The organism is Arthrobacter sp. ZBG10, assembly GCF_001238605.1.
GTDB lineage: Bacteria > Actinomycetota > Actinomycetes > Actinomycetales > Micrococcaceae > Arthrobacter.
The window spans coordinates 104,054-129,853 of record NZ_LFQH01000047.1 but is presented as its reverse complement, the minus strand read 5'-3'; the positions used below and the strand labels follow the sequence as shown (position 1 = coordinate 129,853).

At 65.6% G+C, this 25,800-nt stretch carries 28 protein-coding genes; 13 read left to right on the top strand and 15 right to left on the bottom strand.

Going from position 1 to position 25,800, the window contains the following annotated elements; genetic code table 11:
* Nucleotides 1-77 precede the first annotated feature (77 nt).
* Nucleotides 78-1,118: a general stress protein gene (locus ACU18_RS12290; protein ID WP_050685905.1), complete on the bottom strand. Its 1,041-nt coding sequence runs from the start codon at nt 1,116-1,118 to the stop codon at nt 78-80.
* 77 nt (nt 1,119-1,195) lie between these two features.
* Here ACU18_RS12290 and ACU18_RS12285 point away from each other — a divergent pair, with 77 nt between their 5' ends.
* From ACU18_RS12285 to ACU18_RS12275, 3 genes are read left to right on the top strand one after another with little or no spacing between them, the layout of a single operon-like run.
* A complete protein-coding gene (locus ACU18_RS12285; RefSeq protein WP_050685903.1) occupies nt 1,196-2,479 on the top strand; it encodes a magnesium transporter MgtE N-terminal domain-containing protein in 1,284 nt (427 codons plus the stop codon).
* A complete protein-coding gene (locus tag ACU18_RS12280; RefSeq protein ID WP_050685901.1) occupies nt 2,463-3,161 on the top strand; it encodes a DUF1003 domain-containing protein in 699 nt (232 codons plus the stop codon). The genes ACU18_RS12285 and ACU18_RS12280 overlap by 17 nt, the downstream gene beginning before the upstream one ends.
* A 3-nt stretch (nt 3,162-3,164) precedes the next feature.
* Nucleotides 3,165-4,310, top strand: a complete 1,146-nt coding sequence (locus ACU18_RS12275) for an Mrp/NBP35 family ATP-binding protein (protein WP_050685899.1) — start codon at nt 3,165-3,167, stop codon at nt 4,308-4,310.
* 18 nt (nt 4,311-4,328) lie between these two features.
* Here ACU18_RS12275 and ACU18_RS12270 read toward each other — a convergent pair whose 3' ends face one another.
* The 3 genes from ACU18_RS12270 to sigE all read right to left on the bottom strand — a co-directional run bounded on the left by ACU18_RS12270 (nt 4,329) and on the right by sigE (nt 6,252).
* On the bottom strand, nt 4,329-4,724 hold the full coding sequence (locus tag ACU18_RS12270; protein WP_050685897.1) for a preprotein translocase subunit TatA: 396 nt from the start codon (nt 4,722-4,724) through the stop codon (nt 4,329-4,331).
* Nucleotides 4,725-4,793: 69 nt separating this feature from the next.
* Entirely contained in the window at nt 4,794-5,630 is an 837-nt protein-coding gene (locus ACU18_RS12265; RefSeq protein ID WP_050685896.1) for a hypothetical protein, read from the bottom strand.
* A gap of 7 nt (nt 5,631-5,637) precedes the next feature.
* The gene (gene sigE, locus ACU18_RS12260) at nt 5,638-6,252 is read right to left on the bottom strand and encodes an RNA polymerase sigma factor SigE (RefSeq protein ID WP_050685895.1); all 615 of its coding nucleotides are present in this window, start codon (nt 6,250-6,252) and stop codon (nt 5,638-5,640) included.
* A gap of 228 nt (nt 6,253-6,480) precedes the next feature.
* On the opposite strand from sigE, the gene ACU18_RS12255 reads away from it, so the two are divergent.
* Nucleotides 6,481-7,113: an O-methyltransferase gene (locus ACU18_RS12255; protein ID WP_050685894.1), complete on the top strand. Its 633-nt coding sequence runs from the start codon at nt 6,481-6,483 to the stop codon at nt 7,111-7,113.
* Nucleotides 7,114-7,161: 48 nt separating this feature from the next.
* On the opposite strand, the gene ACU18_RS19325 is transcribed toward ACU18_RS12255, so the two are convergent.
* From ACU18_RS19325 to ACU18_RS12240, 4 genes are all read right to left on the bottom strand, one after another.
* Nucleotides 7,162-7,329 carry a DUF3117 domain-containing protein gene (locus tag ACU18_RS19325; protein ID WP_009357720.1) on the bottom strand — a complete coding sequence of 56 codons (168 nt, stop codon included), beginning with the start codon at nt 7,327-7,329 and terminating at the stop codon, nt 7,162-7,164.
* Between the two features lie 232 nt (nt 7,330-7,561).
* Nucleotides 7,562-8,821, bottom strand: coding sequence for a hypothetical protein (locus ACU18_RS12250; protein WP_050685893.1), 1,260 nt, complete (start codon nt 8,819-8,821; stop codon nt 7,562-7,564).
* Nucleotides 8,818-9,210 carry a DivIVA domain-containing protein gene (locus tag ACU18_RS12245; protein ID WP_050685892.1) on the bottom strand — a complete coding sequence of 131 codons (393 nt, stop codon included), beginning with the start codon at nt 9,208-9,210 and terminating at the stop codon, nt 8,818-8,820. The genes ACU18_RS12250 and ACU18_RS12245 overlap by 4 nt, the downstream gene beginning before the upstream one ends.
* Nucleotides 9,211-9,240: 30 nt before the next feature.
* On the bottom strand, nt 9,241-10,023 hold the full coding sequence (locus ACU18_RS12240; RefSeq protein WP_050685891.1) for a TIGR00730 family Rossman fold protein: 783 nt from the start codon (nt 10,021-10,023) through the stop codon (nt 9,241-9,243).
* A gap of 104 nt (nt 10,024-10,127) precedes the next feature.
* Between ACU18_RS12240 and ACU18_RS12235 the strand changes: the two genes are divergently transcribed.
* The 4 genes from ACU18_RS12235 to ACU18_RS12220 all read left to right on the top strand — a co-directional run bounded on the left by ACU18_RS12235 (nt 10,128) and on the right by ACU18_RS12220 (nt 13,411).
* Nucleotides 10,128-10,883 (top strand): amino acid ABC transporter ATP-binding protein, encoded by a 756-nt coding sequence (locus ACU18_RS12235; protein ID WP_050685890.1) that lies wholly within the window; start codon nt 10,128-10,130, stop codon nt 10,881-10,883.
* A 67-nt stretch (nt 10,884-10,950) separates the two neighbouring features.
* The gene (locus tag ACU18_RS12230) at nt 10,951-11,838 is read left to right on the top strand and encodes a glutamate ABC transporter substrate-binding protein (protein ID WP_050685889.1); all 888 of its coding nucleotides are present in this window, start codon (nt 10,951-10,953) and stop codon (nt 11,836-11,838) included.
* Between the two features lie 86 nt (nt 11,839-11,924).
* Nucleotides 11,925-12,575: an amino acid ABC transporter permease gene (locus ACU18_RS12225; RefSeq protein ID WP_050685887.1), complete on the top strand. Its 651-nt coding sequence runs from the start codon at nt 11,925-11,927 to the stop codon at nt 12,573-12,575.
* The gene (locus ACU18_RS12220; RefSeq protein WP_050685885.1) at nt 12,572-13,411 is read left to right on the top strand and encodes an amino acid ABC transporter permease; all 840 of its coding nucleotides are present in this window, start codon (nt 12,572-12,574) and stop codon (nt 13,409-13,411) included. Before ACU18_RS12225 ends, ACU18_RS12220 begins: the two co-directional genes overlap by 4 nt.
* Nucleotides 13,412-13,467: 56 nt before the next feature.
* Here the strand turns inward: ACU18_RS12220 and dapE are convergent, their stop codons facing one another.
* On the bottom strand, nt 13,468-14,598 hold the full coding sequence (dapE, locus tag ACU18_RS12215; protein ID WP_050685978.1) for a succinyl-diaminopimelate desuccinylase: 1,131 nt from the start codon (nt 14,596-14,598) through the stop codon (nt 13,468-13,470).
* Between the two features lie 95 nt (nt 14,599-14,693).
* Between dapE and dapD the strand changes: the two genes are divergently transcribed.
* On the top strand, nt 14,694-15,722 hold the full coding sequence (gene dapD / locus ACU18_RS12210) for a 2,3,4,5-tetrahydropyridine-2,6-dicarboxylate N-succinyltransferase (protein WP_050685884.1): 1,029 nt from the start codon (nt 14,694-14,696) through the stop codon (nt 15,720-15,722).
* Nucleotides 15,723-15,729: 7 nt separating this feature from the next.
* Nucleotides 15,730-16,578: a hypothetical protein gene (locus tag ACU18_RS12205; protein WP_050685882.1), complete on the top strand. Its 849-nt coding sequence runs from the start codon at nt 15,730-15,732 to the stop codon at nt 16,576-16,578.
* 19 nt (nt 16,579-16,597) lie between these two features.
* Here the strand turns inward: ACU18_RS12205 and ACU18_RS12200 are convergent, their stop codons facing one another.
* Nucleotides 16,598-17,209: a hypothetical protein gene (locus ACU18_RS12200; protein ID WP_050685880.1), complete on the bottom strand. Its 612-nt coding sequence runs from the start codon at nt 17,207-17,209 to the stop codon at nt 16,598-16,600.
* A gap of 99 nt (nt 17,210-17,308) precedes the next feature.
* Nucleotides 17,309-17,917, bottom strand: a complete 609-nt coding sequence (locus tag ACU18_RS12195; RefSeq protein WP_050685878.1) for a TetR/AcrR family transcriptional regulator — start codon at nt 17,915-17,917, stop codon at nt 17,309-17,311.
* A 107-nt stretch (nt 17,918-18,024) separates the two neighbouring features.
* On the opposite strand from ACU18_RS12195, the gene galE reads away from it, so the two are divergent.
* Nucleotides 18,025-19,044 (top strand): UDP-glucose 4-epimerase GalE, encoded by a 1,020-nt coding sequence (gene galE / locus ACU18_RS12190; RefSeq protein WP_050685876.1) that lies wholly within the window; start codon nt 18,025-18,027, stop codon nt 19,042-19,044.
* Between the two features lie 59 nt (nt 19,045-19,103).
* Here galE and ACU18_RS12185 read toward each other — a convergent pair whose 3' ends face one another.
* The 3 genes from ACU18_RS12185 to fdxA all read right to left on the bottom strand — a co-directional run bounded on the left by ACU18_RS12185 (nt 19,104) and on the right by fdxA (nt 22,118).
* Nucleotides 19,104-20,390, bottom strand: coding sequence for a citrate synthase (locus tag ACU18_RS12185; RefSeq protein WP_050685874.1), 1,287 nt, complete (start codon nt 20,388-20,390; stop codon nt 19,104-19,106).
* Between the two features lie 245 nt (nt 20,391-20,635).
* Nucleotides 20,636-21,778, bottom strand: coding sequence for a succinyldiaminopimelate transaminase (gene dapC, locus ACU18_RS12180; RefSeq protein ID WP_082178306.1), 1,143 nt, complete (start codon nt 21,776-21,778; stop codon nt 20,636-20,638).
* A gap of 13 nt (nt 21,779-21,791) precedes the next feature.
* A complete protein-coding gene (gene fdxA / locus ACU18_RS12175) occupies nt 21,792-22,118 on the bottom strand; it encodes a ferredoxin (protein ID WP_050685972.1) in 327 nt (108 codons plus the stop codon).
* Between the two features lie 150 nt (nt 22,119-22,268).
* On the opposite strand from fdxA, the gene ACU18_RS12170 reads away from it, so the two are divergent.
* Nucleotides 22,269-22,508 (top strand): putative acetyltransferase, encoded by a 240-nt coding sequence (locus tag ACU18_RS12170; RefSeq protein WP_050685872.1) that lies wholly within the window; start codon nt 22,269-22,271, stop codon nt 22,506-22,508.
* A 125-nt stretch (nt 22,509-22,633) separates the two neighbouring features.
* Here the strand turns inward: ACU18_RS12170 and typA are convergent, their stop codons facing one another.
* Nucleotides 22,634-24,562, bottom strand: coding sequence for a translational GTPase TypA (gene typA / locus ACU18_RS12165; protein ID WP_050685871.1), 1,929 nt, complete (start codon nt 24,560-24,562; stop codon nt 22,634-22,636).
* A gap of 285 nt (nt 24,563-24,847) precedes the next feature.
* Here typA and ACU18_RS12160 point away from each other — a divergent pair, with 285 nt between their 5' ends.
* Complete coding sequence (locus tag ACU18_RS12160) at nt 24,848-25,750, top strand: SGNH/GDSL hydrolase family protein (protein ID WP_050685870.1); 903 nt, start codon at nt 24,848-24,850, stop codon at nt 25,748-25,750.
* Nucleotides 25,751-25,800: the final 50 nt, after the last annotated feature.

The window sequence follows — 25,800 nt, the reverse complement described above, 5'->3', positions numbered from 1 at the left end:
CTGCGGCTGCCTCCGGGCAAACACAAAGAAGCTCCCGGATCACGGATCCGGGAGCTTCTTTGTTTGTTCTGGTCCGGCTACTGCCGGGAATCACCCTGGCGCTGGTCGCCGGGGGTTTGCTGCGCATCCGGCTGCTGGCCGTCCTGCTGCTGCGCGGCGGGCTGGTGGGCATCCTGCTGCTGCGCCGGCTGGCCGTTCTCCGGTCCTGTTGGCTGTTGCACGCGGACGCCATACTGCGGGCGGCCGTCCGGCAGGTCCGGGTAGGTGGTGGCGCGGGGCACGGCAGGCTGCTGCTGGGCATTGCCGGCATTTTGCCCGCTGCCATCCTGGGGCTGGCCGGCGGGCACCTGGTTGCCGTTCGGCTGGACGGGAGCCGCAGCGGGCTGCTGCCCGTACGGATCAGTCCAACCGGAAGGGCGCGCCGGGCCCTGGCCCGGCTGGTAAGGCTGGCTGGGCTGGCCCTGCTGCGGCTGGTTCGGTTGGCCCTGCTGGCCCTGCTGCGGCTGGCCCGGCTGGTAAGGCTGGTGCGGTTGCCCCGGCTGGTGGTTCTGCTGGTATGGCTGCTGGTAATCGCGCTGCGAGTACGCACCCTGGCCAGCGGCGGCGTCCGAGCGGGTCATGGGCAGCTGCTGCAGGAGCCGGCGGGCCTCGTGCGACGCTTCGGGTGCCACAATAACGTCATAGTTGGTGGCAACCACCTGGCTGGTGGAGGTGAAGTCCCGCTTGCCGCGCTGGGCTGCATACGTGACGATGCCGAACAGCATAAAGAAGGCGGCGCCCATCAGCACTGACGTGAGGATGGAAAAGTACCCGGGGGACGGGGCGAAGAAGGACAGCATCACCCCGACAAACAGGCCGAACCACATGCCGCTCAAGGCTCCGGACAACGCCACCCTGGGGTAGCTGAGGCGCCCGGTGACACGTTCCACCATCTTCAGTTCATTGCCCACAATGGACACCATCTGGACCGGGAACTGCTGGTCGGCGAGGTAGTCCACTGCCTTCTGCGCATCCAGGTACGAGGTGTAGGAGCCAACGGTGTCGCCGGTGGGGACGGCCCGGGACTGGTCCAGGCCGTTCTGGCCACCTGCCTTGGGAGCGCCAAAAATGTTTGCCATACCCCCATTCTTGCCCATCAGCATGTGTGCTGCCTGTAAATTCAGCTAAAAGAGAGCAGACTCGGTAGCCTGTACGGGTGAGCACAACACCTACCCGCGTCTTTGTAGCGCGCCTTCTGGGACTCGACGTCTTCGACCCGCTGGGAGACCGGCTGGGGCGGCTGCGCGATGTTGTGGTGCTTTCCCGGGGAACCCAGGGTGCACCGCACGTGGTGGGCATCGTGGTGGAGGTCCCCGGCAAAAAACGCGTTTTTGTGCCCATGACGCGGATTACCTCCATTGACCAGACCCAGGTCATCTGCACCGGACTGGTCAATCTCCGCCGGTTTGAACAGCGCGGGGCCGAGACTCTGGTGGTCGCCGAGATGTTCGACCGCCGGGTCACCCTTCGGGACGGCAGCGGTGATGCCACCATCGAGGACATCGCGATGGACCAGCACAGGTCCAGGGACTGGTTCGTCAGCAAGCTCTTTGTGCGCCGCGGCCATTCCCTGTCCCCCTTGAGCCGGCTGCGTCGGAACGAGACCCTGATCATCGACTGGGCGGACGCGCTGCAAGGCGCCCACACCGAGCCCCAGGCCGCCACGCAGTTCGTGGCCAACCACGAAGACCTGAAACCGGCTGACTTCGCCGAGGCCCTTCAGGAGATGAGCGACAAACGCCGCTTCGAGGTGGCCAGCGAACTGCAGGACGAGCGCCTGGCCGACGTCCTGCAGGAAATGCCGGAGGACGACCAAGTGGAGATCCTCTCCGCCCTGGACGTCCAGCGTGCCGCCGATGTGCTGGAGGAGATGGACCCGGACGACGCCGCTGACCTCCTTGGCGAGCTCCCCTCGGCCCAGGCCGAGGAACTGCTGCAGCTCATGGAACCCGAAGGCGCCGAAGATGTCCGTCGGCTCCTCGAATACGACGAGGACACCGCGGGCGGCCTGATGACGCCGGTTCCCGTGATCCTCCCGCCTGAAGCCACCGTGGCGGAAGCGCTTGCCCATGTCCGGCGCGAAGAGCTCTCCCCCGCACTGGCGTCGTCGATCTTTATTGCCCGGCCGCCGCTGGAGACACCCACCGGGCGTTTCCTGGGCGTGGTCCACATCCAGCAGTTGCTGCGGTTCCCGCCGTTTGAGCCCCTGGGCAACCTCGTGGACAAAAACCTGGAGCCGCTTTCCGACCAGGCCCACATCAGCGAAGTGGCCCGCACCCTGGCCACGTACAACCTCAATTCCCTCCCCGTGGTCAATGACGCCGGCCGGCTTGTGGGGGCGGTGACTGTTGATGACGTTTTGGATCATCTGTTGCCGGACGACTGGCGCGCCCATGATGGCGAAGCCCCGATAAGGAAGCTCGGTGGCCGCATTGGCTGACAGCAGTGCTCCGAAGAACCCCAACCAGCGCGGCAACGGCAAGGCTGCAGGCAAGGGAAGCCTCGACACCCCGTTGAGTGGCAGGCAACGGATCCTGCCTAAATTCTCGCCGGACCCGGATGCATTCGGCCACGCCACCGAAGGCTTTGCCCGGTTCATGGGGACGCCCCAGTTCCTGGTCTACATGACCGTCTTCTGTATCTTCTGGCTGGTGTGGAACTCCTTCGCTCCGGTGGACTGGCAGTTCGACTCCAAGGAACTCGGCTTCACGCTGCTTACGCTGATGCTCTCGCTGCAGGCCTCCTACGCTGCCCCGCTGCTGCTCCTGGCCCAGAACCGCCAGGACGACCGCGACCGTGTCTCGCTGCAGCAGGACCGCCAGCGTGCCGAGCGCAACCTCTCGGACACCGAGTACCTGACCCGGGAGCTGGCCTCCCTGCGGATCGCGCTGCGCGAGGTGGCCACCCGTGACTACGTCCGGGCGGAGCTGCGCTCCCTGCTTGAGGACATGCTGGAGGCGCAGGAGGAACTGCGCACCCACGACACCACCGGGCCGGGTCATCACGAAACACCGCGGGACAAGGTCAAGGAAAAGCTCAAGGAGAAGCGGGACCGGCAACGCAACCCGAAGACCCAGCAGATCCCCCGCGTCAAACCCAACCACTCCTCCCAGGACCGCTGACGCATGGACACCGAACATTCCCCGGGCGGCCCGCTGTCGGAGGCCGTCCAGCAGGCCCTGGCCGGCGTCATGGATCCGGAGCTCCGCCGCCCCATCACCGAGCTTGGCATGGTGGAGTCCGTCATCGTCTCCGCAGAAGGGCACGTTGACCTGGCGGTCCTGCTGACCATTGCGGGCTGCCCGCTCCGCGACACCATCACCAAGGACTCCGAGCGCGCCCTGCTGGCCGTCCCCGGTGTCACCGGTGTCACCGTCACCCTGAACGTGATGGACCAGGCCCAGCGCGACGCCCTCAAGGAAAAACTCCGCGGCGCCGGCGGCCAACGCGGTATCCCGTTCAACGAGCCGGACTCGCTGACCAAGGTCTTCGCCGTGGCCAGCGGGAAGGGTGGCGTGGGTAAATCCTCTGTCACGGTCAACCTTGCCTGCTCCCTGGCGGCGCAGGGGCTCCGGGTAGGCATCGTGGACGCGGACGTGTACGGCTTCTCGGTGCCCGGCCTGATGGGCATCACCCAAACGCCCACGCGGGTGGATGACATGATCCTGCCGCCTGTCGCGTACGGCGTGAAGGTCATCTCCATCGGCATGTTCGTGACGGGCAACCAGCCGGTGGCCTGGCGCGGACCCATGCTGCACCGTGCCCTGGAACAGTTCCTGACGGACGTCTACTTTGGTGACCTGGATGTCCTTTTCCTGGACCTGCCGCCGGGTACCGGGGACATCGCCATCTCCGTGGCCCAGCTGCTGCCCACAGCGGAGATCCTGGTGGTCACCACCCCGCAGGCGGCAGCGGCGGACGTCGCCGAGCGCGCAGGCGCCATCGCCACCCAGACCGGCCAGAAAGTCGCCGGGGTCATCGAGAACATGTCCTACCTGGAGATGCCCGACGGCGGCAGGATGGAATTGTTCGGAAGCGGCGGCGGGGCGGTCCTCACCCAGCGGCTGAGTGCCGCCGTGGGAACCACGGTGCCGCTCCTGGGCCAGATCCCGCTGGACATCCAGCTCCGCGAGGGCGGGGATACGGGTGTTCCCATCGTCATCGGCCAACCCGGCACGCCTGCTGCTGCGGCGCTCTCCGGCATCGCCGGCTCACTGGCGGCCAAGCCGCGCGGGCTGGCCGGGTTGAAGCTCGGGCTGCAGCCTCGCTGACGGCCCCGCCTGCGGGGCCTAGGTTGCTTCGGTGTCGAACGGTGCGGCTTCGCCCGCCGGGAGGCGCGGCACCACGCGTTCGGGCCGCTGGGGTGCAGCGGCTGCGGCCCCTGCCACGGCGGCGACGGCGGCCGGCGCACCCGCGCTGACGGGCTTGGAGTCGTCGTCCATCAGGGCTTCCTTGATGATGCGGCGAGGGTCGTACTGGCGCGGGTCGTACTTCTTCCAATCGACCTCGTCGATGTCGATGCCGACTTCTTCCTTGATCTGCTCGCGGGCGCCGGAGGCCATGCGCCGGACTTCCTTCACCAGGTTGGCAAGCTTCTGGGTATATTCAGGCAGCCGCTGTGGACCGATCACCAGGATGCCAATGATCAGCAGGAGGAAAAACTCCGGGCCGTTGATTCCAAACACGTTAGGAAGATTACCCTTTCCGGGCTGCCAGCGGCGATTCCCGCCCGGCGGGGGCAGCAACCGCCCGCTTTACTGGGTCAAAAGGGTCACAATCCTGTTCAGTCCGCGCTGCAGCCGGTGGGCCAGGGACTCTCCCGCCACAGTACCCGACGCCGGCGCTTCCGCCGCGACACCCGCGCCGGCCTGCGCGCTGACGCGTTCCAGGATGGGCACGGCGTCATCGGCCTGCTCGGCGGGAAGGTCCGATTCGTAGGTGAACGTCCGGCCCTCGGCCCGGTAGGTCACGGACCAGGGCGAGGCGCTGCGGAGCTCCACGCCGTCCGCCGCGGTGCGCAGCGCGGCGGCGGACGAATGCTGCTCCGTCACGGTGGCGTAATGGATGCCGTCCGAAAGCCGGATCTCCACGGCAGGCTGCCCCTCGATTACCAGGGCCCGGGCCGATTCAAGGCGGAATCCCAGGCCGGCCAGTTCCGGGCATGCCCAGCCCTCGTCCCGGAGCAGGGCAAGCTGGCTGGCCGTGAGGGCACGGCCGTCCGCGGGCGTCCGGGCCGAAACATGGGACAGCGCAGCCGGGGAAGTGGAATCAGGCAGCGGCGAGCCGGAGACGGCCAGGGCACCCACGGCAAGGACCCCGGCGGCCGCCACGGTTCCGCCTGCAGTCAATGCCACGGCACGTGCAAACCTGCGGGGCGGCTCAGGCTGTGCTGCCGGTTGTCGGGCAGCGAACTCGTGGGTCCGGGCCAGCAGGCGGGCTGTCAGGTCCTCGCTGGCCTGCGGAACAGGCGCATCGCGCAGCCGTTCGAGGTATTGGCGTTCCCTGCGCACAGCGCCGGCACAGTCGCTGCATTCCTGCAGGTGGCTGGCTGTCCGCTGGTGCCGGCCGGCAAAGGGATTGGGGGGCCTCATGCGCCGATCAGAGGATGCCGGCGATGCGCGGCAGGGACAGCTTCCGGCGGGCCTGCTGCGGGCGCGGGTCCCGGTGGGCCAGCTTTTCCCGGAGCATGGTGCGGCCGCGGTGGATCCTGGAACGCACGGTGCCCAGCTTGACGTCCAGCGCTGCGGCCACTTCGTCGTAGGACAACCCTTCGAGATCGCACAGCACCACGGCTGCGCGGAAGTCCGGCGGCAGGTCCTCAAGGGCAGCCTGCACGTCGAGGTCAAGGTTGTTGAACTCGAAGCTTTGCTCGGGTCCGGGCTCACGGCCGGGAAGGCGGGACTCGGCGTCGTCCGACAGGGCGTCGAACCGGATCCTGGTCTTGCGCCGGGCCTGGTCGAGGAACAGGTTGGTTGTGATGCGGTGCAGCCAGCCGTCCAGGGTCCCGGGCTTGAAGTTTTCAAGGGACCGGAAGACGCGCACAAACACCTCCTGGGTGAGGTCTTCGGCATCGAACTTGTTGCCGGTCAGGCGGTAAGCGAGCCGGTATACCTTGGCGGAGTGGTTGGTAACCACTTCCTCCCAGGTGGGCCGGACCCATTCGACCTCAGGCTGGTGTACTGCAGGGACAGGTGCCACAACTGGTGATGACATCGTCCACTCCCCTCGTGGAATTACAAACGCCCGGATACTGTTGACATCTCTGATTCGGCGCCGATCACCTTTTGGATGAGCGGATATTCATCCTTTCAAACTTGGCTGGGAATTTCCTGATTGCGTCGTAACTTCAGCCTTGGGCGCAATGCCCGCCGGCACCGACGTTTCGGCCGGACACAGTAGGCTGTAAAAGACATTTCCCGCCCCGCCCAGAAAGCGAAATCCATGAGCGCCGACAAATCCAGCAGCTGGTCCTATGCAGAAGATCTGCCCGCTGAGGATGAGGTCATGCTGCGCGCCCGGGAACGCTCTTTTGAACTGGGTGTAGCGCCTATCGGACCGGGCGTCGGTGCTGTCCTGACCGTGCTGGCCGCCGCTTCCAAGGCCCAGACCGCCGTCGAGATCGGAACCGGCGCGGGCGTCTCCGGCGTCTGCCTGCTCCGGGGCCTCGGCAAGCAGGCAGTCCTGACCACCATCGACGTCGACGTTGAGCACCTCAGGGCGGCACGGGAGGCGTTTGCCGAGGCCGGCAGCCCGGCCAACAGGACCAGGACCATCTCCGGCCGCGCCGGCGACGTCCTGCCGCGCCTCACGGACGGCGCGTACGACCTCGTCTTCATCGACGCCGACAAGCCGGGACTCCCCGGCTATGTTGAGCAGGGCATCCGTCTCCTGAAGCGCTCCGGCCTGCTGATCATCAACGACGCCCTGGACAAGGACCGGGTGTCCAACCCGGCCGGCAGGGACGCCAACACGGTGGTGCTCCGCCAGGTGGGCCGCTCCATCCGCGACGACGACAGGCTGGCCTCGGCAATGCTGCCCACCGGCGACGGCCTCCTGGTGGCAGTCAAGAAATAGGACAGGGCCCGCAGCCCACAGGGCTGCGGACCCTGTCCGCTGGAACTGCTATTCGGTAACGCCCACCAGGCATTCCTTCAGGTTGGCCGCTTCTGCAGCGTTCAGTTCCACCACGAGTCGCCCGCCGCCTTCGAGCGGGACGCGCATGATAAGGCTGCGGCCCTCCTTGGTGACTTCCATTGGGCCGTCGCCGGTGCGTGGTTTCATAGCCGCCATGAGGAATTCCCCTCCATTTTGTCCCAGGACTGATCAACCCGGTCGGGCTGTGTCCGCATGTCGAGCATGCTGCGATGCCGGGGAGTCAGTCCCCCGCCAAGGCTGCGCGTATTCTGAATGCTTTTGTCCTTGCTTACTTACTATTATCGCGGAATTACCCGGCTGTAGCTAATCGATGGACATTTTCGTCCACCGGGTATTCGCAGCAGGCACACCGGGTGGCGCTTGGCGGCTACGGCGGATAATCCCCGCCGCCGGGCAGTTGCGCCCAGGCCCACAGCCACACGATCCACACCATCTGCAGCAGCAGGAACATCACCACCACGGTCCCGCGGTACGCCCGGGAGCGGGACAGCAGCACCGCGCCGAGCGCCAGCGGGAACAGGGGCAGCAGCATCCGGAACGTGCTGGTCTGCGGGTGCAGGAACATCACCAGGTAGCCCATGTAGCAGGCACACCAGAGCCGGATTTCGACGCCGAGCCGCACCACGGGCGGCAGGAACAGCATCGCACCGAAAAGGGCCACAAAAACAAATGGAGACAGCAGGCCCAGGACAGGACCGAAAAGGTCGACGCCGGTGTCGAACCAAGGCTTGAAAGGCACCAGGTCGTGGCCGCGCCACACCGTTTCGGTACGGGTATACGCCTGGATGTCGCCGGTGGCCACCCACGCGGCGGCAGGCCAGGCCAGCGCGGAAAGGCCGGCGACGACGGTCAAGCCGGTGAGGGCGGTGAGGTCACCCCGGGAGTGGGAATCCGCCGCGGTGGTCCCGTCCCGCCGGCTCCGGAGGTGTTCCATCAACCGGTACACCAGGAGCAGTCCCACCATGGCAGCGAACGGGACACCCACGGGCCGGGACAGGCACAGCAGCACCACCACCGGCATGGCCAGGAAGTAGCGGCGCCGGATCACCAGCACCAGGGCGACGGCGAGGAGCAACAGGTTCAGTGGTTCGGCGTAGGGGACCTGCAGGACCGCCGACACCGGGAACGTGGCGAAGAAGGCCACACCCCACAACGCCGGCGCGTGCGCCGCCTTCTGCCGGAACAGCAGGTACACGGCCAGGGCCGCGGCCCACCCGGCGAGCATCGCCACAATGGTGAGGGCGGCCTCTGGCCTCAATCCCGTGAGCGCGCTGAGGCCACCGGACAGCGCAGGAAAGAGGGGATAAAACGCCCAGGTGTTTTCCTGGACATTGCCTGCAGCATCGGTGGGCAGCACCGATGGGTAGCCGTTGGCGATCACCTGGCCGTACCAGCGGGCGTCCCAGATGTTGATGAAGTTCCAGTAGTCGGGTTTGGGCGGGAACCACGGGTTGACGCCCTGATGCAGGGCTGCGGCCATAAAGATGCCTGCACTGACCAGGCGGGCGGCGAGGTAGATGGCCGAGGCCTGGACCCACCAGGGCCAGTTGCGCACCGCCGATCCGGTCCTGGCAGCGAAGGACTGCGCCGAGGCGGTGAAGCCGGGGCGGCGCACTGCGGTGCTCACTGGCTGCCGGATTCCGCGGCAGGTGCGGCGGATTCCGGAGCCGGGGACCCGCCGTCGGCCGCCGACTCCAAGGCGAGCACCCGGGTCCGGAGCGCGGTCACATCACGTTCCCTGGCAGCCAACTGGTCCCGTAGCTCGTCCAGGACCTCGTCCACCTGATCCATCCGGTAGCCGCGGAGCCCCAGCGAAAACCGCACCCGGTCCACGTCCTCCGGACGTGCCCGGGCCGGGAGCAACACCGGCGGAAGGTTCGCGGCAGGCTGCTCGAAACCGCCCTCAAGCAGGTCAGGAACCGGCCGTGCCGCCACCTTCAGGGCACGCCGGCCCACACTGACCCACAGGACAGCACCAACGAGCGCGATCGCAACAAAAACCAGGAAAAAGCTCACCGTTCCATCGTGCCAGACCAGAGGGCTGCGCTACTCCGGGCGCTGCTCGCCGTTTGTCGCCGGAGAGACGGCCATGTGAAGCACATGGTCCACGGCTTCAGCAGGATCATCCACCACCTGGATCAGGTCCAGGTCCTTTTCGGACACCATGCCTTCGGCCACCAGGGTGCCCCGGATCCAGTCGACCATAGGGGACCAGAAGTCAACGCCGAGCAGCACGATGGGGAACGAGGTCACCTTTCGGGTTTGGACCAGCACCATTGCCTCAAAGAGTTCATCAAGGGTGCCCAGCCCGCCGGGAAGCACAATAAAACCCTGCGCGTATTTCACAAACATGGTTTTGCGGGCAAAGAAGTAGCGGAAGTTGATCCCCAGGTCGACCCACTGGTTCAGGCCCTGCTCAAACGGCAGTTCGATGCCGAGGCCCACGGAGAGGCCTTTGCCCTCCACGGCACCCCGGTTGGCGGCTTCCATGGAGCCGGGCCCACCGCCGGTGATGACGGCCACGCCGGCTTCGGCCAGTTTCCGGCCCACTTCCACTCCCATCTCGTAATACGGGGTGCCGGGCTTGGTCCGGGCCGAACCGAAAACGCTGACGGCTTTGCCAATGCCCGCCAGGGCGCCGAAGCCTTCAACAAACTCACTTTGGATCCGCAGCACGCGCCACGGATCGGTATGCACAAACTGGCCGGCGCCGGTGGTATCCAGCAGATGCTGGTCGGACATATCCACGTGTGCCTGTTCACGGCGAAGTTCAAGGGGGCCTTTACGGCGCGGCTGGGAATTCTTGGCCGGATCTGCGTTGATGCTCATATCCCAAGGCTAACCTCAGGCGGGAGGTATCTCTTGAATCACGATCGGCGCGAACTTGGCGTGATTCGCATCATAAGGCCCGGTTGTTCGCTAGATTCTTTTTTATGACTACTCAAGTGCCCGGCGATTCGCTCGTCTCCCTGAAGGCCGTCAATAAGCATTACGGCCAGCTGCACGTTCTCAAGGACATCAACCTCAACGTCCGCAAGGGCGAGGTTGTTGTGGTCATCGGGCCCTCCGGTTCCGGTAAGTCCACTCTTTGCCGCGCTATCAACCGCCTGGAAACCATCGAGGACGGCACCATTTCCATCGACGGGAAAGTCCTCCCCTCAGAAGGCAAGGAACTCGCGCAGCTCCGGGCCGACGTCGGAATGGTCTTCCAGTCGTTCAACCTGTTTGCACACAAAACCATCCTGGAAAACGTCACCCTGGGACCCATCAAGGTCAAGGGCGTGGCCAAGACCACCGCGGACAAGGACGCCATGGCGCTGCTGGAGCGGGTGGGCGTGGGCCATCAGGCGCCCAAGCTTCCCGCCCAGCTCTCCGGCGGCCAGCAGCAGCGCGTCGCAATTGCACGGGCTTTGGCAATGAAGCCGAAGGTCATGCTGTTCGACGAGCCCACGTCGGCCCTGGACCCGGAAATGATCAACGAGGTCCTGGACGTGATGGTCCAGCTCGCCAAGGAAGGCATGACCATGATCGTGGTCACGCACGAGATGGGCTTCGCCCGCAAGGCCGCCGACCGTGTGGTCTTTATGGCGGACGGCCAGATCGTCGAGGACGCCACTCCGGAAGAGTTCTTCACCAACCCCAAGAGTGACCGGGCCAAGGACTTCCTGTCCAAGCTCCTCACGCACTGATTTACGAACCTCAACTCTCAAGTTCGCATCCAGGCCGTGACCCACGGCCATCAATGAAAGGAATGTCATGAAGGCATTTATGACCCGGCGGAAGTCACTCCTCGTGGCAGCTACCGCTGCCCTTGCACTCTCCCTGTCCGCTTGCGGCGACGGCGGCAGCACCGCCGGCAGTGACCCCACCGTGGCCGAAAAGCCCACGTTCGCCGCCGGCACCACCATGGAGAAGCTCGCCTCGGCCGGCAGCATCAAGATCGGTACCAAGTTCGACCAGCCGCTCTTCGGCCAGGTGGGCCTCGACGGCAAGCCGGTTGGCTTCGACGTGGAAATGGGCAAGCTGATTGCCGCCAAGCTGGGCATCGCCGCTGACAAAATCGAATGGTCCGAGACCGTCTCCGCCAACCGCGAGCCCTTCATCGAGCAGGGCAAGGTTGACCTGGTGATCGCCACGTACACGATCAACGACAAGCGCAAGCAGGTTGTCAGCTTCGCCGGACCGTACTACGAAGCCGGCCAGGCCCTGATGGTCAACAAGGACAACGACTCCATCAAGACCCCCGAAGACGTCAAGGGCAAAAAAGTCTGCTCCGTCACCGGTTCCACCCCCGCCGCCACGATCGTGGACAAGTACGGCGCTGAACTCGTTCCGGCAGCCACGTACTCCGCGTGCCTCGAGCCGCTGCGCAACAAGCAGGTTGAAGCCATCACCACGGACAACGTGATCCTGGCCGGTTTTGTGGACAAGGAGCCGGACGCTTTCAAGCTGGCCTCTGACGAGACCTTCACCAAGGAGCCCTACGGCATCGGCCTGAAGAAGGACGACACTGAGTTCCGTGGCTGGATCAACGACCAGCTCGAGGAATTCGGCAAGGACGGATCCTACAAGAAGGCCTGGGAGGCCACCGCCGGTTCGGTCATCAAGACCGCGCCCGAACTGCCTGAGATCAACCGCTACTAAGGCTCAACGGCAGTGCCGGGGCGCGCTTCGGCGGCCCCGGCACTGCATTGCTCCCCCACCCTCCGCTTCTTGAGCCGAAGGATCATATGGACGTCATCATTGAAAGTCTGCCCCTGTACTGGGAGGGCTTTCTCCGCACCCTTTTCCTGTCAGCCGTCTCCGGGGTGATCGCGCTGGTACTGGGAACCCTCTTGGCAGCTGCCAGGGTCTCGCCCGTGGCTGCCCTCCGTGGCTTCAGCACTGTCTACGTGGAGATCCTCCGCAACACTCCGCTGACCATTGCCTTCTTCTTTGCCGCAATCGTGCTTCCCCGCCTGGGCGTCCAGTTCGCCCAGTTTGAGGTGGCGGCCATCATTGCCCTCAGCTCCTACACCGCGGCGTTCATCGCTGAAGCTGTCCGCTCCGGTGTCAACAGCGTGCCGGTAGGCCAGGCCGAAGCGGCCCGCAGTATCGGCATGAACTTCGGCCAGGTCCTGAACCTCATCATCCTCCCGCAGGCACTGCGGACGGTGATCCCGCCGTTGATCAACATCCTGATCGCCCTGGTGAAGAACTCCTCCGTGGCCGGCGCATTCTTCGTCCTGGAACTGTTCGGTTACGGCCGGCAGCTGGCCAACGCCAACGGTGACCAGGTCATCACGGTCCTGCTGGGCACAGCGTTCTTCTATCTCCTTCTCACCGTCCCGCTGGGCATCCTTGCCAGCACGGTGGAGCGAAAGGTGGCGATTGCCCGATGAGCTCGGTACTTTACGACGTTCCCGGCCCCAAGGCCCGCCGGATATCCCTGATCGGCTCCGTAGTGGGCGGCCTGGCAATCCTCGGGCTGCTGGCCTGGATCATCTTCACTTTGGGCCAGCAGGGCATCTTTGAGGGCCGGCGCTGGCAGATCTTCACCCGGGCGGACGTGTGGCGCCTGCTGGGCAACGGGTTGGGTGCAACACTGTCGGCCGCGGGGCTGGCCGCCGTCATTGCCTTCCCGTTAGGCCTACTGCTGTGCCTGCTCCGGATCTCCGACCTCAAGGCCATCCGGATTCCCACCCGCGTTGTCCTTGAGTTCCTTCGCGGCATGCCCGTGGTCCTGATGATGCTGTTTATCCTCCTGGGCTTCGGCACATCGCAATTTATTGCGGTCGTTGCCGGCTTGGTGGTCTACAACGCCGCAGTCTTCGCGGAAATCATCCGGGCAGGCATCCAGTCCCTCCCCAAGGGCCAACGCGAAGCGGGCCTGGCCATCGGCCTGACCAGCTTCAAATCACGCATGCTGATCGAACTTCCGCAGGCTGTCCGCCGGATGATGCCGTCCCTGGTGGCGCAGCTGGTGGTCCTCCTGAAGGACACCTCGCTTGGCTACATCGTGGCCTACGGCGAATTGCTGCGGGCAGTCCAGCTCATGGCGGACGTCCTGGGACCGGCCTTCCTGTTCCCCGTGTTCTTCGTGGCCGCGGCAATGTACATCGCCATCAACATCGCCATCTCGCGGCTCGCCGTGTGGATCGAACGGCGCGGTTCCAAGAAAGCCGCCGGCGGCACAGCCAAGGCTGACCCGGTGGCTGTCGAGGCAGCTGCTCCCTAACCAGCGAAGAGAAATGGCCCGGATCGAACGATCCGGGCCATTTCTTGTGTCCTTTGTCAGCTGGCCAGCCAGTCCTGGAGCGCCTTCAGGCAGGTGCGGATGGCCTCCGCGTCCACGTGCTCATTGTCCTTGTGGGCCAGTAGCGGGTCGCCGGGGCCGAAGTTCACTGCCGGGATCCCCAGTTCGCTGAAACGGGCGACGTCGGTCCACCCGTATTTGGGCTTGGGCTCGGCTCCCACAGCGGCCACGAAGGAGGCGGCGGCCGGGTGGTTCAGTCCGGGCCTGGCTCCTGCTGCGGCATCGGTCCGCACCACGTCAAAACCCTCGAGCAGCTCACGCACGTGGGCTTCCGCCTGGTCCGGGTCCTTGTCCGGGGCGAAGCGGTAGTTGATTTCCACCACGCATTTGTCCGGGATCACGTTGCCGGCGGTTCCGCCGTGGATCTTCACGGCGTTCAAGCTCTCGCGGTAGTCCAGGCCGTCCACGTTGACCGTCCGGGGCGCATAGTCCGCGAGCCGCGCCAAAATGGGAGCCGCGGCGTGGATGGCATTGCTGCCCATCCAGGCCCGCGCCGAGTGGGCGGACTCTCCCACTGTGGTGGCCTCGAACCGGCTGGTGCCGTTGCACCCACCCTCGACTGTGCCGTTGGTGGGCTCGAGAAGGATGGCGAAATCGCCATCCAGAAGGTCGCCGTGGTTCCGGACCAGCCGGCCCAGGCCGCTTTTGACCGCTTCCACTTCCTCATGGTCGTAAAACACAAAGGTGACGTCGCGCGCAGGCTCCGCACCGCCGTCGAACATGCCTGCGGCGAGTGCCAGCTGGACCGCAACCCCGCCCTTCATGTCCGTGGCACCCCGGCCGTACAGCACCCCTTCGCCGGGCACGCCGGATTCCCAGGTGGAGGGCACGGTGCCTTTGGAACCAGCCACCAGCGGCAGGGGCACAGTGTCCAGGTGGCCGGCCAGGATGACCCGTTCGGATCGGGCCAGCTCCGTCCGGGCGATCAGGGCGTCCCCGTCGCGGACAACGCTGAGCTGCGGAATGGCCAGCAACGCCTGCTCCACGGCGTCGGCGAGCTCCTTTTCGTTGCCGGAGACACTGTCGATGTCCATGATGGCGGCGGTCAGCTGCGCCACATCCTGCCTGAGATCAAGCCGTGCGGGCGCCTGGACGGCATCCGTTTCCAGGCTTGCGGCGGCGGGAGGGGGCTCGGGGGAGGTTAGGGCAGTCACGAAGCCAGTCTAGTTCGAAGCCGGTGCCTGCCCTCGTTAGACTGGAAGGCATGACTGAGACTGCCGCTTCCGCTGTGCCCGAAACCTCGACCACCGCCGCCGGAGAGCGTTCCGCATACGGCTTCGGCGTGGCCACCATCGCCACGGCCAACGGATCCGCCACCGTACTGGATGCCTGGTTCCCCGCCCCCGCCCTGGGCGTCGCTGCGGAGAACCTCCGCGCCGTCGAGAATGCCGACGAAGCCCTGACCCTGATCGCCGAAAGCGGCGACGACGCCGACCGCGGCACCGAGCAGAAGGTGGTGTTCGTCCAGATCGACCTGGACGCAGCGCCGGCCGACACCGTCGATGCCTACCTCCGGCTCCACCTCCTTTCACACCGCCTGGTGCAGCCCAACAGCATCAACCTGGACGGCATCTTCGGCAAACTGCCCAACGTGGTGTGGACCAACTTCGGCCCCGCCGCCGTGGACGGCTTTGAACTCACCCGCGCCCGGCTCCGCAAGCGCGGCGCTGTCACCGTTTACGGGGTGGACAAGTTCCCACGCATGGTTGACTACGTGGTCCCCACCGGTGTGCGGATTGCCGACGCCGACCGGGTCCGCCTGGGCGCGCACCTGGCCGAAGGCACCACGGTGATGCACGAAGGCTTCGTCAACTTCAACGCCGGCACCCTGGGCACCTCGATGGTGGAAGGCCGGATCTCGGCCGGTGTGGTCACCGGCAACGGCAGCGACGTGGGCGGTGGCGCGTCCATCATGGGCATGCTGTCCGGCGGCGGCAAGGAACGGATCACCATCGGCGAGCGGGTGTTGCTTGGGGCCAACTCCGGCGTGGGCATCAGCATCGGCGACGACTCCGTGGTTGAAGCAGGCCTCTACGTCACCGCCGGTACCCGCGTCCGCGTGGTGGGACCCAAGGACGCCGACGGCGAAGACACCACCAAGGTGGTTAAGGCCGCCGAGCTCTCCGGCGTGCCGAACCTGCTGTTCCGCCGGAACTCCACCAGCGGCGCCGTGGAGGTCCTGGCCCGCAAGGGACAGACAGTGGAACTGAACACCGCCCTGCACGCCAACTGATTCCCCGGTGGCACGAAGACGCGGCCTGCGCCGCCTCGCAGTACTCCTGCTGGCTGTGGCGCTTGTGGCCGGCGGAATCTACGCCGCCGTCTTCTTTGTACAGCGTTCCGAAACCCTCGTTTCGGAACGCTGTACGGCCGAGGCCGGTGGGAGGACTGCCGAACTCGCGCCGGACCAGGCGCTGCACGCGTCCCTGATCACCGCCGTCGCCGTCCGCCGCGGGCTGCCGGCCCGTGCCGCCAGCATCGCCCTTGCCACGGCCATGCAGGAATCAAAACTGCGCAACATCGACCACGGCGACCAGGCCGGCCCCGACTCCCGGGGGTTGTTCCAGCAGCGGCCCTCCCAGGGCTGGGGCACCGAGGCGCAGGTCATGGACCCGTACTACGCGGCCAACGCGTTTTACGACGCGCTGGTGAAGATCCCCGGCTACGAGACCCTGGAAATCACCGACGCCGCCCAGCGGGTCCAGCGCTCGGCCTTTCCCACCGCCTACGCCCAGCACGAGGACATGGGCCGGTCCTTCGCGTCAGGGCTGACCGGCCAGACACCCGAAGCCGTGCAGTGCACCCTTCGCTCCGTTGATGAGGCCGGGGATCCTGCGGAACTGGCCGCCGAACTGGAGCGTGCCTACGGGCCGCTGGGCGCCGCCGTCGACGGCCTGACCGTGACGGTACCCGCCGGCGGAAGCCAGGCATGGTCAGTGGCGCAGTGGGCGGTGGCCAATGCCAAGGGTATGGCCGTGGTCCGGGTGGACGTGGCCGGCCGAAGCTGGACGCGGGAGAACCAGGCCGGGTGGGCGGACTCCCCCGGAACCGACGGCGAAGTCCGCATCACGGTGGCCCCGGCGGACTGAGCCGGCTTATCACGCTGGGTCAGACCAACATCTCCACGACAGGCTGCACGTAGCTCCGGAACAGTTCCGGCTGGCCCATCAGCCCGTGGCTCATGATGATTTTGTCCGGCTCCAGGTACCAGGCCCGCTGCTCATTGAGAGGAAGCTCGATGATGGTCAGCGAAAAGTCCCGGGCGTCGCGACCCACCTCCATCAGCCTGTCGTCCACCAGGTCGGCGATCAGTTGGTCCGATCCGCTGGCGGCACGCTCGGCCTCAAGCTCGGCATATTCGCTCCGGCGCTCCCGGGCCCAGGTCAGGGCCGCACCGAAGTGCGCCTGGAGCACGCGCTGCAGGGCAGGGGAATTGCCGAACGCTTCGAATTCGGGCGGCGACAACTCCGGCGAGGGGTGCGGGTGGGCCTTCAGGAGCTGCTCCCACCAGGCTTCCCATTCGGTCTTGAGGGCGCTGATGCCGCCTACCTCGGCGGTGAGGTGTGTGTGGTCAGCCCGCCGGATCTTCGGTGCCGCATGGGACAGCGCCGGGGAGCCTGCGCCATCGAGCCCGGCGGTGTCCCGGACATACAGCGCGATGATCATCGGCCCGGACGTATCCGTGCTGATCTGCCACCCTGACCCGCTTGCGTGATGCATTCAAAGTCCTTCCCTGGCGTGCCCGTGCCGGGCCTGGTGCGCCAGCCCGGCGTCCCCTGGCTACAGTCTATTCCCGCGTGCTTCCGGCGGAAGTGCCGTTCACGCCTGCAGCCCGTCGAGGTGGCGTTCCAGCACGTCGGCGCACATTGCCGCGGTCATCCACTCGGGTTGCAGCAGTGCGTGCAGGCACAGCCCGTCCAGGGTTGCCAGCAACCGCTCCGCCTCCACTACGAGGAGTTCGTCGGGGCAGTCCGCCGGCAGCAGCGTGGCCACCACCTGCCCCACCACTGCTGCCACTTCCCGGTGGCTGCGCCCTGCCATCGGAGCGAGGAAGGGCCGGATCCTGGCAGCGTTACGGAAGGCAATCCACGCGCAGAGATCCACGGCGCGTTCCTCGTCCAGGGCCAGGAGTCCGCCCAGCAGGGTTAAGACCGCCGAGCGCTGGCCGGGGGTTCCGGCGGGTTCCCGGAGCAGGTCCGGCAGCGCAGCTGCCAGGCGGCCCACCACCCGGTCCACCACGGTACCGAAGGAATACTCGAGCAGTTCCTCACTGCCGGCAAAGTAGTGCCGGACCGATCCGACCGCCAGGCCCGCCTCATCCGCTACTTCCCGGAGGGATGCCCGTTCCAGGCCGTCCACGGCGATGATCCGAAGGACCGCCTCCACAACGTCAAGGCGGCGGGCATCGGCATCTACAATTTTTGGCACCCCCTTTATTTAGCACACATGTGCCCAATAATCCGGGGACCCGCCGGGCGTGACCGGCATCCGGAACGCGGCGGTGGACGGCGGCCAGGGTGGGATAGCGTTGAGTCATGAAAATTCTGGTTACCGGGGGCACCGGTTACATTGGCTCGCACACTGTCCTTTCGCTGCATGAGGCGGGCCACGAGGTGGTTGTCATCGACAACCTGGTGAACTCCAGCGAGGAGTCGCTGCGCCGGGTCGCTGAGCTGAGCGGCAAGAAGGCCGCGTTCCACCATGTTGACCTGGTGGACGAGGCCGCCGTAGAGCAGGTCTTCGCCGGCAGCGGCATTGACGCCGTCATCCACTTCGCCGGGCTGAAGGCCGTGGGTGAGTCGGTCCGGGAGCCGCTGCAGTACTACTACAACAACCTGGTGGGCACTCTGAACCTCCTGCGGGTCATGGACCGCCATAACGTGCGCACCATCGTGTTCAGCTCCTCAGCAACCGTGTACGGCGAGCACAACCCCACGCCCTATGTCGAAAAGATGGAGATCGGGGCCAACAACCCGTACGGCCGCACCAAGGAACAGATCGAGGACATCCTCTCCGACCTCGGCGCTGCCGACAGCCGCTGGCACATTGCCCTGCTGCGCTACTTCAACCCGGTGGGCGCCCACCCGTCAGGCCGCATCGGCGAGGACCCGCAGGGCATCCCCAACAACCTGGTACCGTTCATCGCCCAGGTGGCCGTGGGCCGGCGGGAAAAGCTTATGGTCTTCGGCGGGGACTACGACACCCCGGATGGCACGTGCCAGCGCGACTACATCCACGTGGTTGACCTTGCCGGCGGACACGTCGCTGCCCTGGACCACGTGGCGGACCGCACGGGCGTGTTCCGGTGGAACCTCGGTTCCGGCAAGGGGTCCTCCGTCCTGGAGGTCCTGCGCTCCTTCGAGAAGGCCGTGGGCCGGCCGATCCCCTACGAGGTCACGGGCCGCCGCGCCGGGGACCTGCCGGCATTCTGGGCGGATGCCTCCTCAGCCCTCGCCGACCTGAGCTGGGCCACCACCAAGACAGTGGACCAGATGTGCGAGGACCACTGGCGCTGGCAGAAGAACAATCCGCAGGGATATGCCCCGCAAAGCTGATTAACGCCGCCGGCCGCCCACCTCCAGGAGGTGGGCGGCCGGCGTCGTACGTATGGGGACTAGCGTGCGGGGTAGTCCCGGGCCGGTTCGCCGATGTACAGCTGGCGGGGGCGGCCGATCTTTGTTTGCGGGTCCTGCGTCATCTCGCGCCACTGGGCAATCCAACCCGGCAGGCGGCCGATGGCGAAGAGCACCGTGAACATCTTCTCCGGGAAGCCCATGGCCTTGTAGATCAGGCCGGTGTAGAAGTCCACGTTGGGGTAGAGCTTGCGCTGGATGAAGTAGTCATCGTTGAGCGCCTTCTCCTCCAGGCGGAGCGCGATCTCCAGCATCTCGTCGTTGCCGCCGAGCTTGGAGAGGATCTCGTGTGCGGTGTTTTTGACGATCTTGGCGCGGGGGTCGTAGTTCTTGTACACCCGGTGGCCGAAGCCCATAAGCCGGACGCCGTCTTCCTTGTTCTTGACCTTCTCCATGTAGTCCTCGGGCTTGGTGCCGTCGGCCTGGATCTGGCGGAGCATTTTCAGGACGGCCTCGTTGGCACCGCCGTGGGCGGGGCCGGACAGGGCGTGGATGCCTGCCGAGACGGAAGCGAAGAGGTTGGCGTCCGAGGAACCCACCAGGCGCACGGTGGACGTGGAGCAGTTCTGTTCGTGGTCCGCGTGCAGGATCAGGAGCAGGTCCAGGGCCTTGACGATGACCGGGTCCATCTCGTACTGCTCGGCCGGCAGGCCGAAGCTCAGCCGGAGGAAGTTCTCCACGAGGTTGTGGGAGTTGTCCGGGTACAGCATGGGCTGGCCGATGGACTTTTTGTGTGCGTACGCGGCGATGACCGGAAGCTTTGCCATCAGGCGGATGGTGGAGACCTCCACCTGCTCGGCGTTTTTGGGGTCCAGCGAGTCCTGGTAGAACGTGGACAGCGCCGACACCGCTGAGGACAGCACGGGCATCGGGTGCGCGTCCCGCGGGAAGCCGCTGAAGAAGCCCTTCAGCTCCTCGTGCAGCAGCGTGTGGTGGCGGATCTTCTGGTCGAACTCTTCGAGCTCGGTGGGGGTGGGCAGGTTCCCGTAGATCAGCAGGTAGGACACTTCGAGGAAGCTGGAGTGCTGCGCCAGCTGCTCGATCGGGTATCCGCGGTAGCGCAGGATGCCGGCATCGCCGTCGATGTACGTGATGGCGGAAGTGGTTGCTGCGGTGTTCATGAAGCCGGGGTCAAAGGTGACTGCGCCCGTCTGCTTCAGCAGCTTGGAAACGTCGTATCCTTCGTTCCCTTCAACAACCTGGATGCGCGGGAGCTTCAGCTCGCCACCGGCGTGGTGCAAGGTGGCGGCGTTGTTGGTCTCAGTCATGGAGTCCCCTTCATGAGGCTTCTGGGCCTCTGTCGAAAGCTTGATCCAACATCAGGTGAGCCGCGCACTGATCCTGAGTAGACAGGTTCCAACACCCGGGCTGCCTTCTTGTAGAAAGCCACCATTGATAGTCACTTAAAAAATACCGCTCCTTGGCGGGTGTCACTAATCCGAGACAGCCCAGGAGGCCCCGAAACGGCCGCTATGTGGCGCGAGTCACTCTATTGTTACAGCCCCGTTGCCGGCTACGCGGTCAGGCGGGATACTGCGGCGTCGATCCGTTCGTCGGTTCCCGTCAGCGCCACCCGGACAAAACCGTTGCCGGCTTCACCGTAGAAAACGCCCGGCCCCACCACAATGCCAAGCCCGGCAAGTCGTGCCACCGTGGTCCAGGTGTCCTCCCCCGCTGTCGACCAAAGGTAGAGGCCGGCGTCGGAATTCCTGATGTCCAGCCCGAATCCGCGCAGGGCCGGAACCAGCCGTTCGCGGCGGCCGCGGTACAGGTCTTTTTGCGCTTCAACGTGCGCGTCATCGCCCACCGCCACCCGCATGGCTTCCTGCACCGGGTACGGCACGATCATGCCTGCGTGCTTGCGGCTGTTGACCAGGTTGGCCATCAGCGCCGGATCACCGGCAACAAACGCGGCGCGGTAGCCGGCCAGGTTGGACTGCTTGCTCAGGGAGTAGACGGCCAGCAGGCCGTCATGGGAGCCACCGGAAACGCGGGGGTCCAGGATGCTGGGCACAGGGTTTCCGCCGCGCTGGACGTCCCATTCCCCCCAGCCAAGTTCCGCGTAGCATTCGTCCGAAGCCACCACGGCCCCGATTTCACGGGCCTGAGCCACCAGTGAGCGCAGCGATTCCGCGTCCCGGACACTGCCGGTGGGGTTGCCGGGTGAGTTGACCCAGATCAGGCGCACACGGGCCCGGGTGGCGGCGTCCAGCTCATCCAGGCTGTCCGTAGCAACTGAGGTGACGCCGGCCAGGGTGGCGCCAATATCGTAGGTCGGGTAGGCAACCTTGGGACGGACGACGACGTCACCGGGCTTCAGGCCCAACAGCAGCGGCAGCCACGCCACCAGTTCCTTCGAGCCCACCGTGGGCATCACGTCGCGGGGATCAAGTCCCGCTACGCCGCGGCGGCGTTGGAACCACCCTGCGATGGCCTCGCGGAGAGCCAACGTGCCGTGCACGGTGGGATACCCCGGGGCGTTGGCGGCAGCTGACAGCGCGTCCTGCACCAGCGCCGGGGTGGGATCCACAGGGGTGCCGATGGAGAGGTTGACGGCTCCGCCGGGGTGTTCCGAGGCCTTGGCCAGGTACGGCGCCATGGCCTCCCACGGGTAGTCGGGCAGGGCAAGGCCAAAGGTGTTCACTGCAGGGCTCACGGGTGCGCCGGGGTCAGTGGTCTTGGTTCTGCGGCGGCAGCGCAGCGATCATGGGGTGGTCCTTGCCGGTGTTGCCAACCTTCGCGGCACCGCCCGGGGAACCAAGGTCGTCGAAGAACTCGACGTTGGCCTTGTAGTAGTCGGCCCACTCATCCGGGGTGTCATCCTCGTAGTAGATGGCCTCAACGGGGCAAACGGGCTCGCAGGCACCGCAGTCCACGCATTCGTCCGGATGGATGTACAGCGAACGCTCACCCTCGTAAATGCAGTCGACGGGGCACTCCTCAATACATGCCTTGTCCTTGACATCTACACACGGCTGCGCGATTACGTACGTCACGTCCCTGGCCTCTCCACGTTGGTTCCGGCGTCCCGCCGGCTCTTGCATCCGGCAACTCTGGCCGGACCCTGACTCTGTAGCCTATTATCCCCCTGCCCGTTACCGCGAACCTAGCCGGGGCGCTTGTGTGAAGCCGTTTAGTATGTTCAGGTGAGCCTGCCTGCCCCGACCCCTGCCGGATTCCTTGCCGCTGCCAAGACCGGAACGCGGGTTGTGGTCCGCTACCGCATCCCTGAAGGCTTCACGGACGCCTTGGGCGACCTGGTGGCGTGCGACGCCGGTTCCGTCACCGTCCAGACCCGGCAGGCCGCCGTCGTGATCCCCCTGGGCGCCGTGGTGGCGGCAAAGTCCGTTCCCCCGGCACCGCCGCGGCGCCGCCCGCGCAGCTGACGCCGGGTTCACTAGGCAAGGACGGTTCCTGCGGCCTGGCTGGCGGGTTCGGTGCGCGCATGCGTCCCGAAACGACGAATGCCACCGGCATGGCGCCGGTGGCATTCGTTGGTGCTGCGGGTTTGTTAGACCTTGGCGCGGGCGCGGTTGGCCTTGGAGCGGTCGCTGGCGTCCAAGATCACCTTGCGGATGCGGATGGACTCGGGCGTCACTTCGACACACTCGTCTTCGCGGGCGAACTCAAGGGACTCTTCGAGGGTCAAAACCTTCGGCGGCGTCATGTTCTCGAAGGTGTCCGAGGAAGCTGCACGCATGTTGGTGAGCTGCTTCTCACGAGTGATGTTTACGTCCATGTCATCAGCGCGGGAGTTCTCGCCAACGATCATGCCCTCGTAAACCTCGGAGGTGGGCTGAACGAAGAAGCTCATACGCTCCTGGAGCTTGATTATCGCGAACGGGGTGACAACACCTGAGCGGTCAGCCACGATCGAACCGTTGGTGCGGTACTCGATGGGGCCGGCCCACGGCTCGTAGCCCTCGGCCAGCGAGGAAGCGATACCGGCACCGCGGGTGTCGGTCAAAAAGCGCGTGCGGAAACCGATCAGGCCACGGGCCGGAACGATGAACTCCATGCGGCACCAGCCGGTACCGTGGTTGGCCATGTTGGTCATGCGGCCCTTGCGGGAGGCCATGAGCTGGGTTACGGCGCCGAGGTACTCTTCCGGCACGTCGATGGTCATGTGTTCCATCGGCTCGTGGATCTTGCCGTCGATGGTCTTGGTGACAACCTGCGGCTTGCCCACGGTCAGCTCGAAGCCTTCACGGCGCATCTGCTCAACCAAGATGGACAGAGCCAATTCGCCACGGCCCTGAACTTCCCAAGCGTCGGGACGCTCGGTGGGGAGAACGTTCAAAGAAACGTTACCGATCAGTTCCTTGTCAAGACGATCCTTGACCTGGCGTGCGGTGACCTTGTGGCCCTTGACCTTACCGGCGATCGGGGATGTGTTGATACCGATGGTCATGGAGATTGCCGGCGGGTCAACCGTGATCAGCGGCAACGGCTGCGGGTTGTCGGCGTCGGTGAGGGTCTCACCAATGGTGATTTCCTCGATGCCGGCGACAGCAACGATTTCGCCCGGTCCCGCAGAATCGGCCGGAACGCGGTCCAGTGCCTTGGTGGCCAGCAGTTCGGTGATCTTGACGTTCTTAAGCTCGCCGTTGGCGCGGGCCCAGGCGACGGTCTGCCCCTTGCGCAGGGTGCCGTTGTAGATGCGCAGCAGTGCAAGACGGCCCAGGAACGGTGAGGCGTCCAGGTTGGTGACGTGTGCCTGGAGTACGCCGTTCGGGTTGTACGTCGGCGCGGGGATGTGCTCGATGATGGTCTTGAACAGCGGCTCAAGGTCCTCATTGTCCGGAGCGGAGCCGTCCGCCGGCTGCACCAGGGAGGCACGGCCTACCTTAGCGGCTGCGTAGACAACCGGAACTTCAAGGATCTTGTCCAGGTCCAGGTCCGGAACTTCGTCGGCGAGGTCCGAGGCGAGGCCCAGCAGGAGGTCCATGGACTCGTGGACAACTTCGTCGATGCGGGAGTCGGGGCGGTCCGTTTTGTTGACGAGGAGGATGACCGGCAGGTGCGCGGCCAGGGCCTTGCGCAGCACGAAGCGGGTCTGGGGCAGCGGGCCCTCGGATGCGTCAACGAGGAGTACCACGCCGTCCACCATGGACAGGCCGCGCTCCACCTCGCCGCCGAAGTCGGCGTGGCCGGGGGTGTCGATGACGTTGATGGTGATGGTCTCACCGTTGGAGGACGGTCCGTTGTAGGCCACGGTGGTGTTCTTGGCCAGGATGGTGATGCCTTTTTCGCGTTCCAGGTCACCGGAGTCCATCACGCGGTCTTCGAGGTGGTTGTGCTCGGCAAAGGAGTTGGTCTGCTTGAGCATGGCGTCGACCAGAGTGGTCTTGCCGTGGTCAACGTGGGCCACGATCGCGACGTTGCGCAGGTCACTGCGGGAAGCAGTGTTCAGCGCGGTGTTGGTGGTGGTTTCAGACATGCGTAATGACTCGATTCAGTGGGTCAGCTGTTGTATCGCGACATTTCCAACTGGAACGCACGAAGGATCCGGCCCTTAGCACAGGGCGCCTACCACAAGTTTACCCCCTGCGGCATTTATTGGCCTAAAAACGGACGGCGCCCGCCCGGCCAGCCGGAAGCCCCCGGCCCGGCGGCCGACAACCCCTGGCACGCCACACCGGAACTTTGGGTCACCATGGCTGGCGAAACCGCGCTCCATGCCACATGATTGCTCTGACACCTAATGCGAGCCCGGAGACACCCGATGCGAACTGTTTTATCCCGGACCCGCGGACGCGCTTCCGCAGCCGTCACTTTGGCGCTCTCCGGCATGGTCCTGATCGCCGGTTGCGGTGCCCCCGATGTTCCGCCGCCCGCTGCCGCACCTTCGGCAACCCAGGCACCCGCGCCATCGCCGCAACCTGCCGGCGCCTCCCAGCCACAGGCCGCCGGAGCGAACACCAAGGCGCTGCCCGCGGGTACCCAGGTAAGGAACCCTGCCAACGGCCGGCTTGAAGTGGTGGTTCCGGACATCAGCAAAACCGTGCTGCTGATTGGCGACTCCCAGTCCGCCCCGCAGGACGGCTGGCCCCGGCTGGGCCTCGCCTCGGCCGGCTATAGCGTCTACTTTTGCGGACTCGGCGGCACGGGCTACGTCGCCGCCAATGGTGGCGTTGGAAACTACATCGACGCGCTGCTGAACGGCAACTGGCTGCTGCCTTCGGGCACGCCGGCAATGATCGTCATCCAGGGTGGTGGCAACGACGCAGGCACCGGGGCCAGCAACAGCCAGATCTCCGCGAACGCGGACCGCCTCATCGCCGAACTGAAGACCCGCTACCTGGGCACCCGGATTGTGCTTATCGGCACCCTGGCCAAGGGCGCGGCGAACGGTGGCGGCCGCCGCACCGAAGTGGACACCCTGCTGGGATCAGTGGCAGCCGCGCACGGCCTGCCGTTTATCTCAGCCGGCGACTGGCTGACCAAATACGGCGCCACCAAGGACCTTGCCGACGCCGTGCACATGAATCCGGCTGGCCGGAAGACCCTGGGTAAGGTTCTGGACGGCAAGCTGCGCGAGCTCAATCTGGAACGGAAAACCACTGTCGACCCCGACCGACTGATGGCCCAGGGCAGCCTGGCTCCAGTGGGATCCAACCAGGGTTGAACAGCAAAAAAGGTTGAAGCCGGAGTCACGAGTGACTCCGACTTCAACCT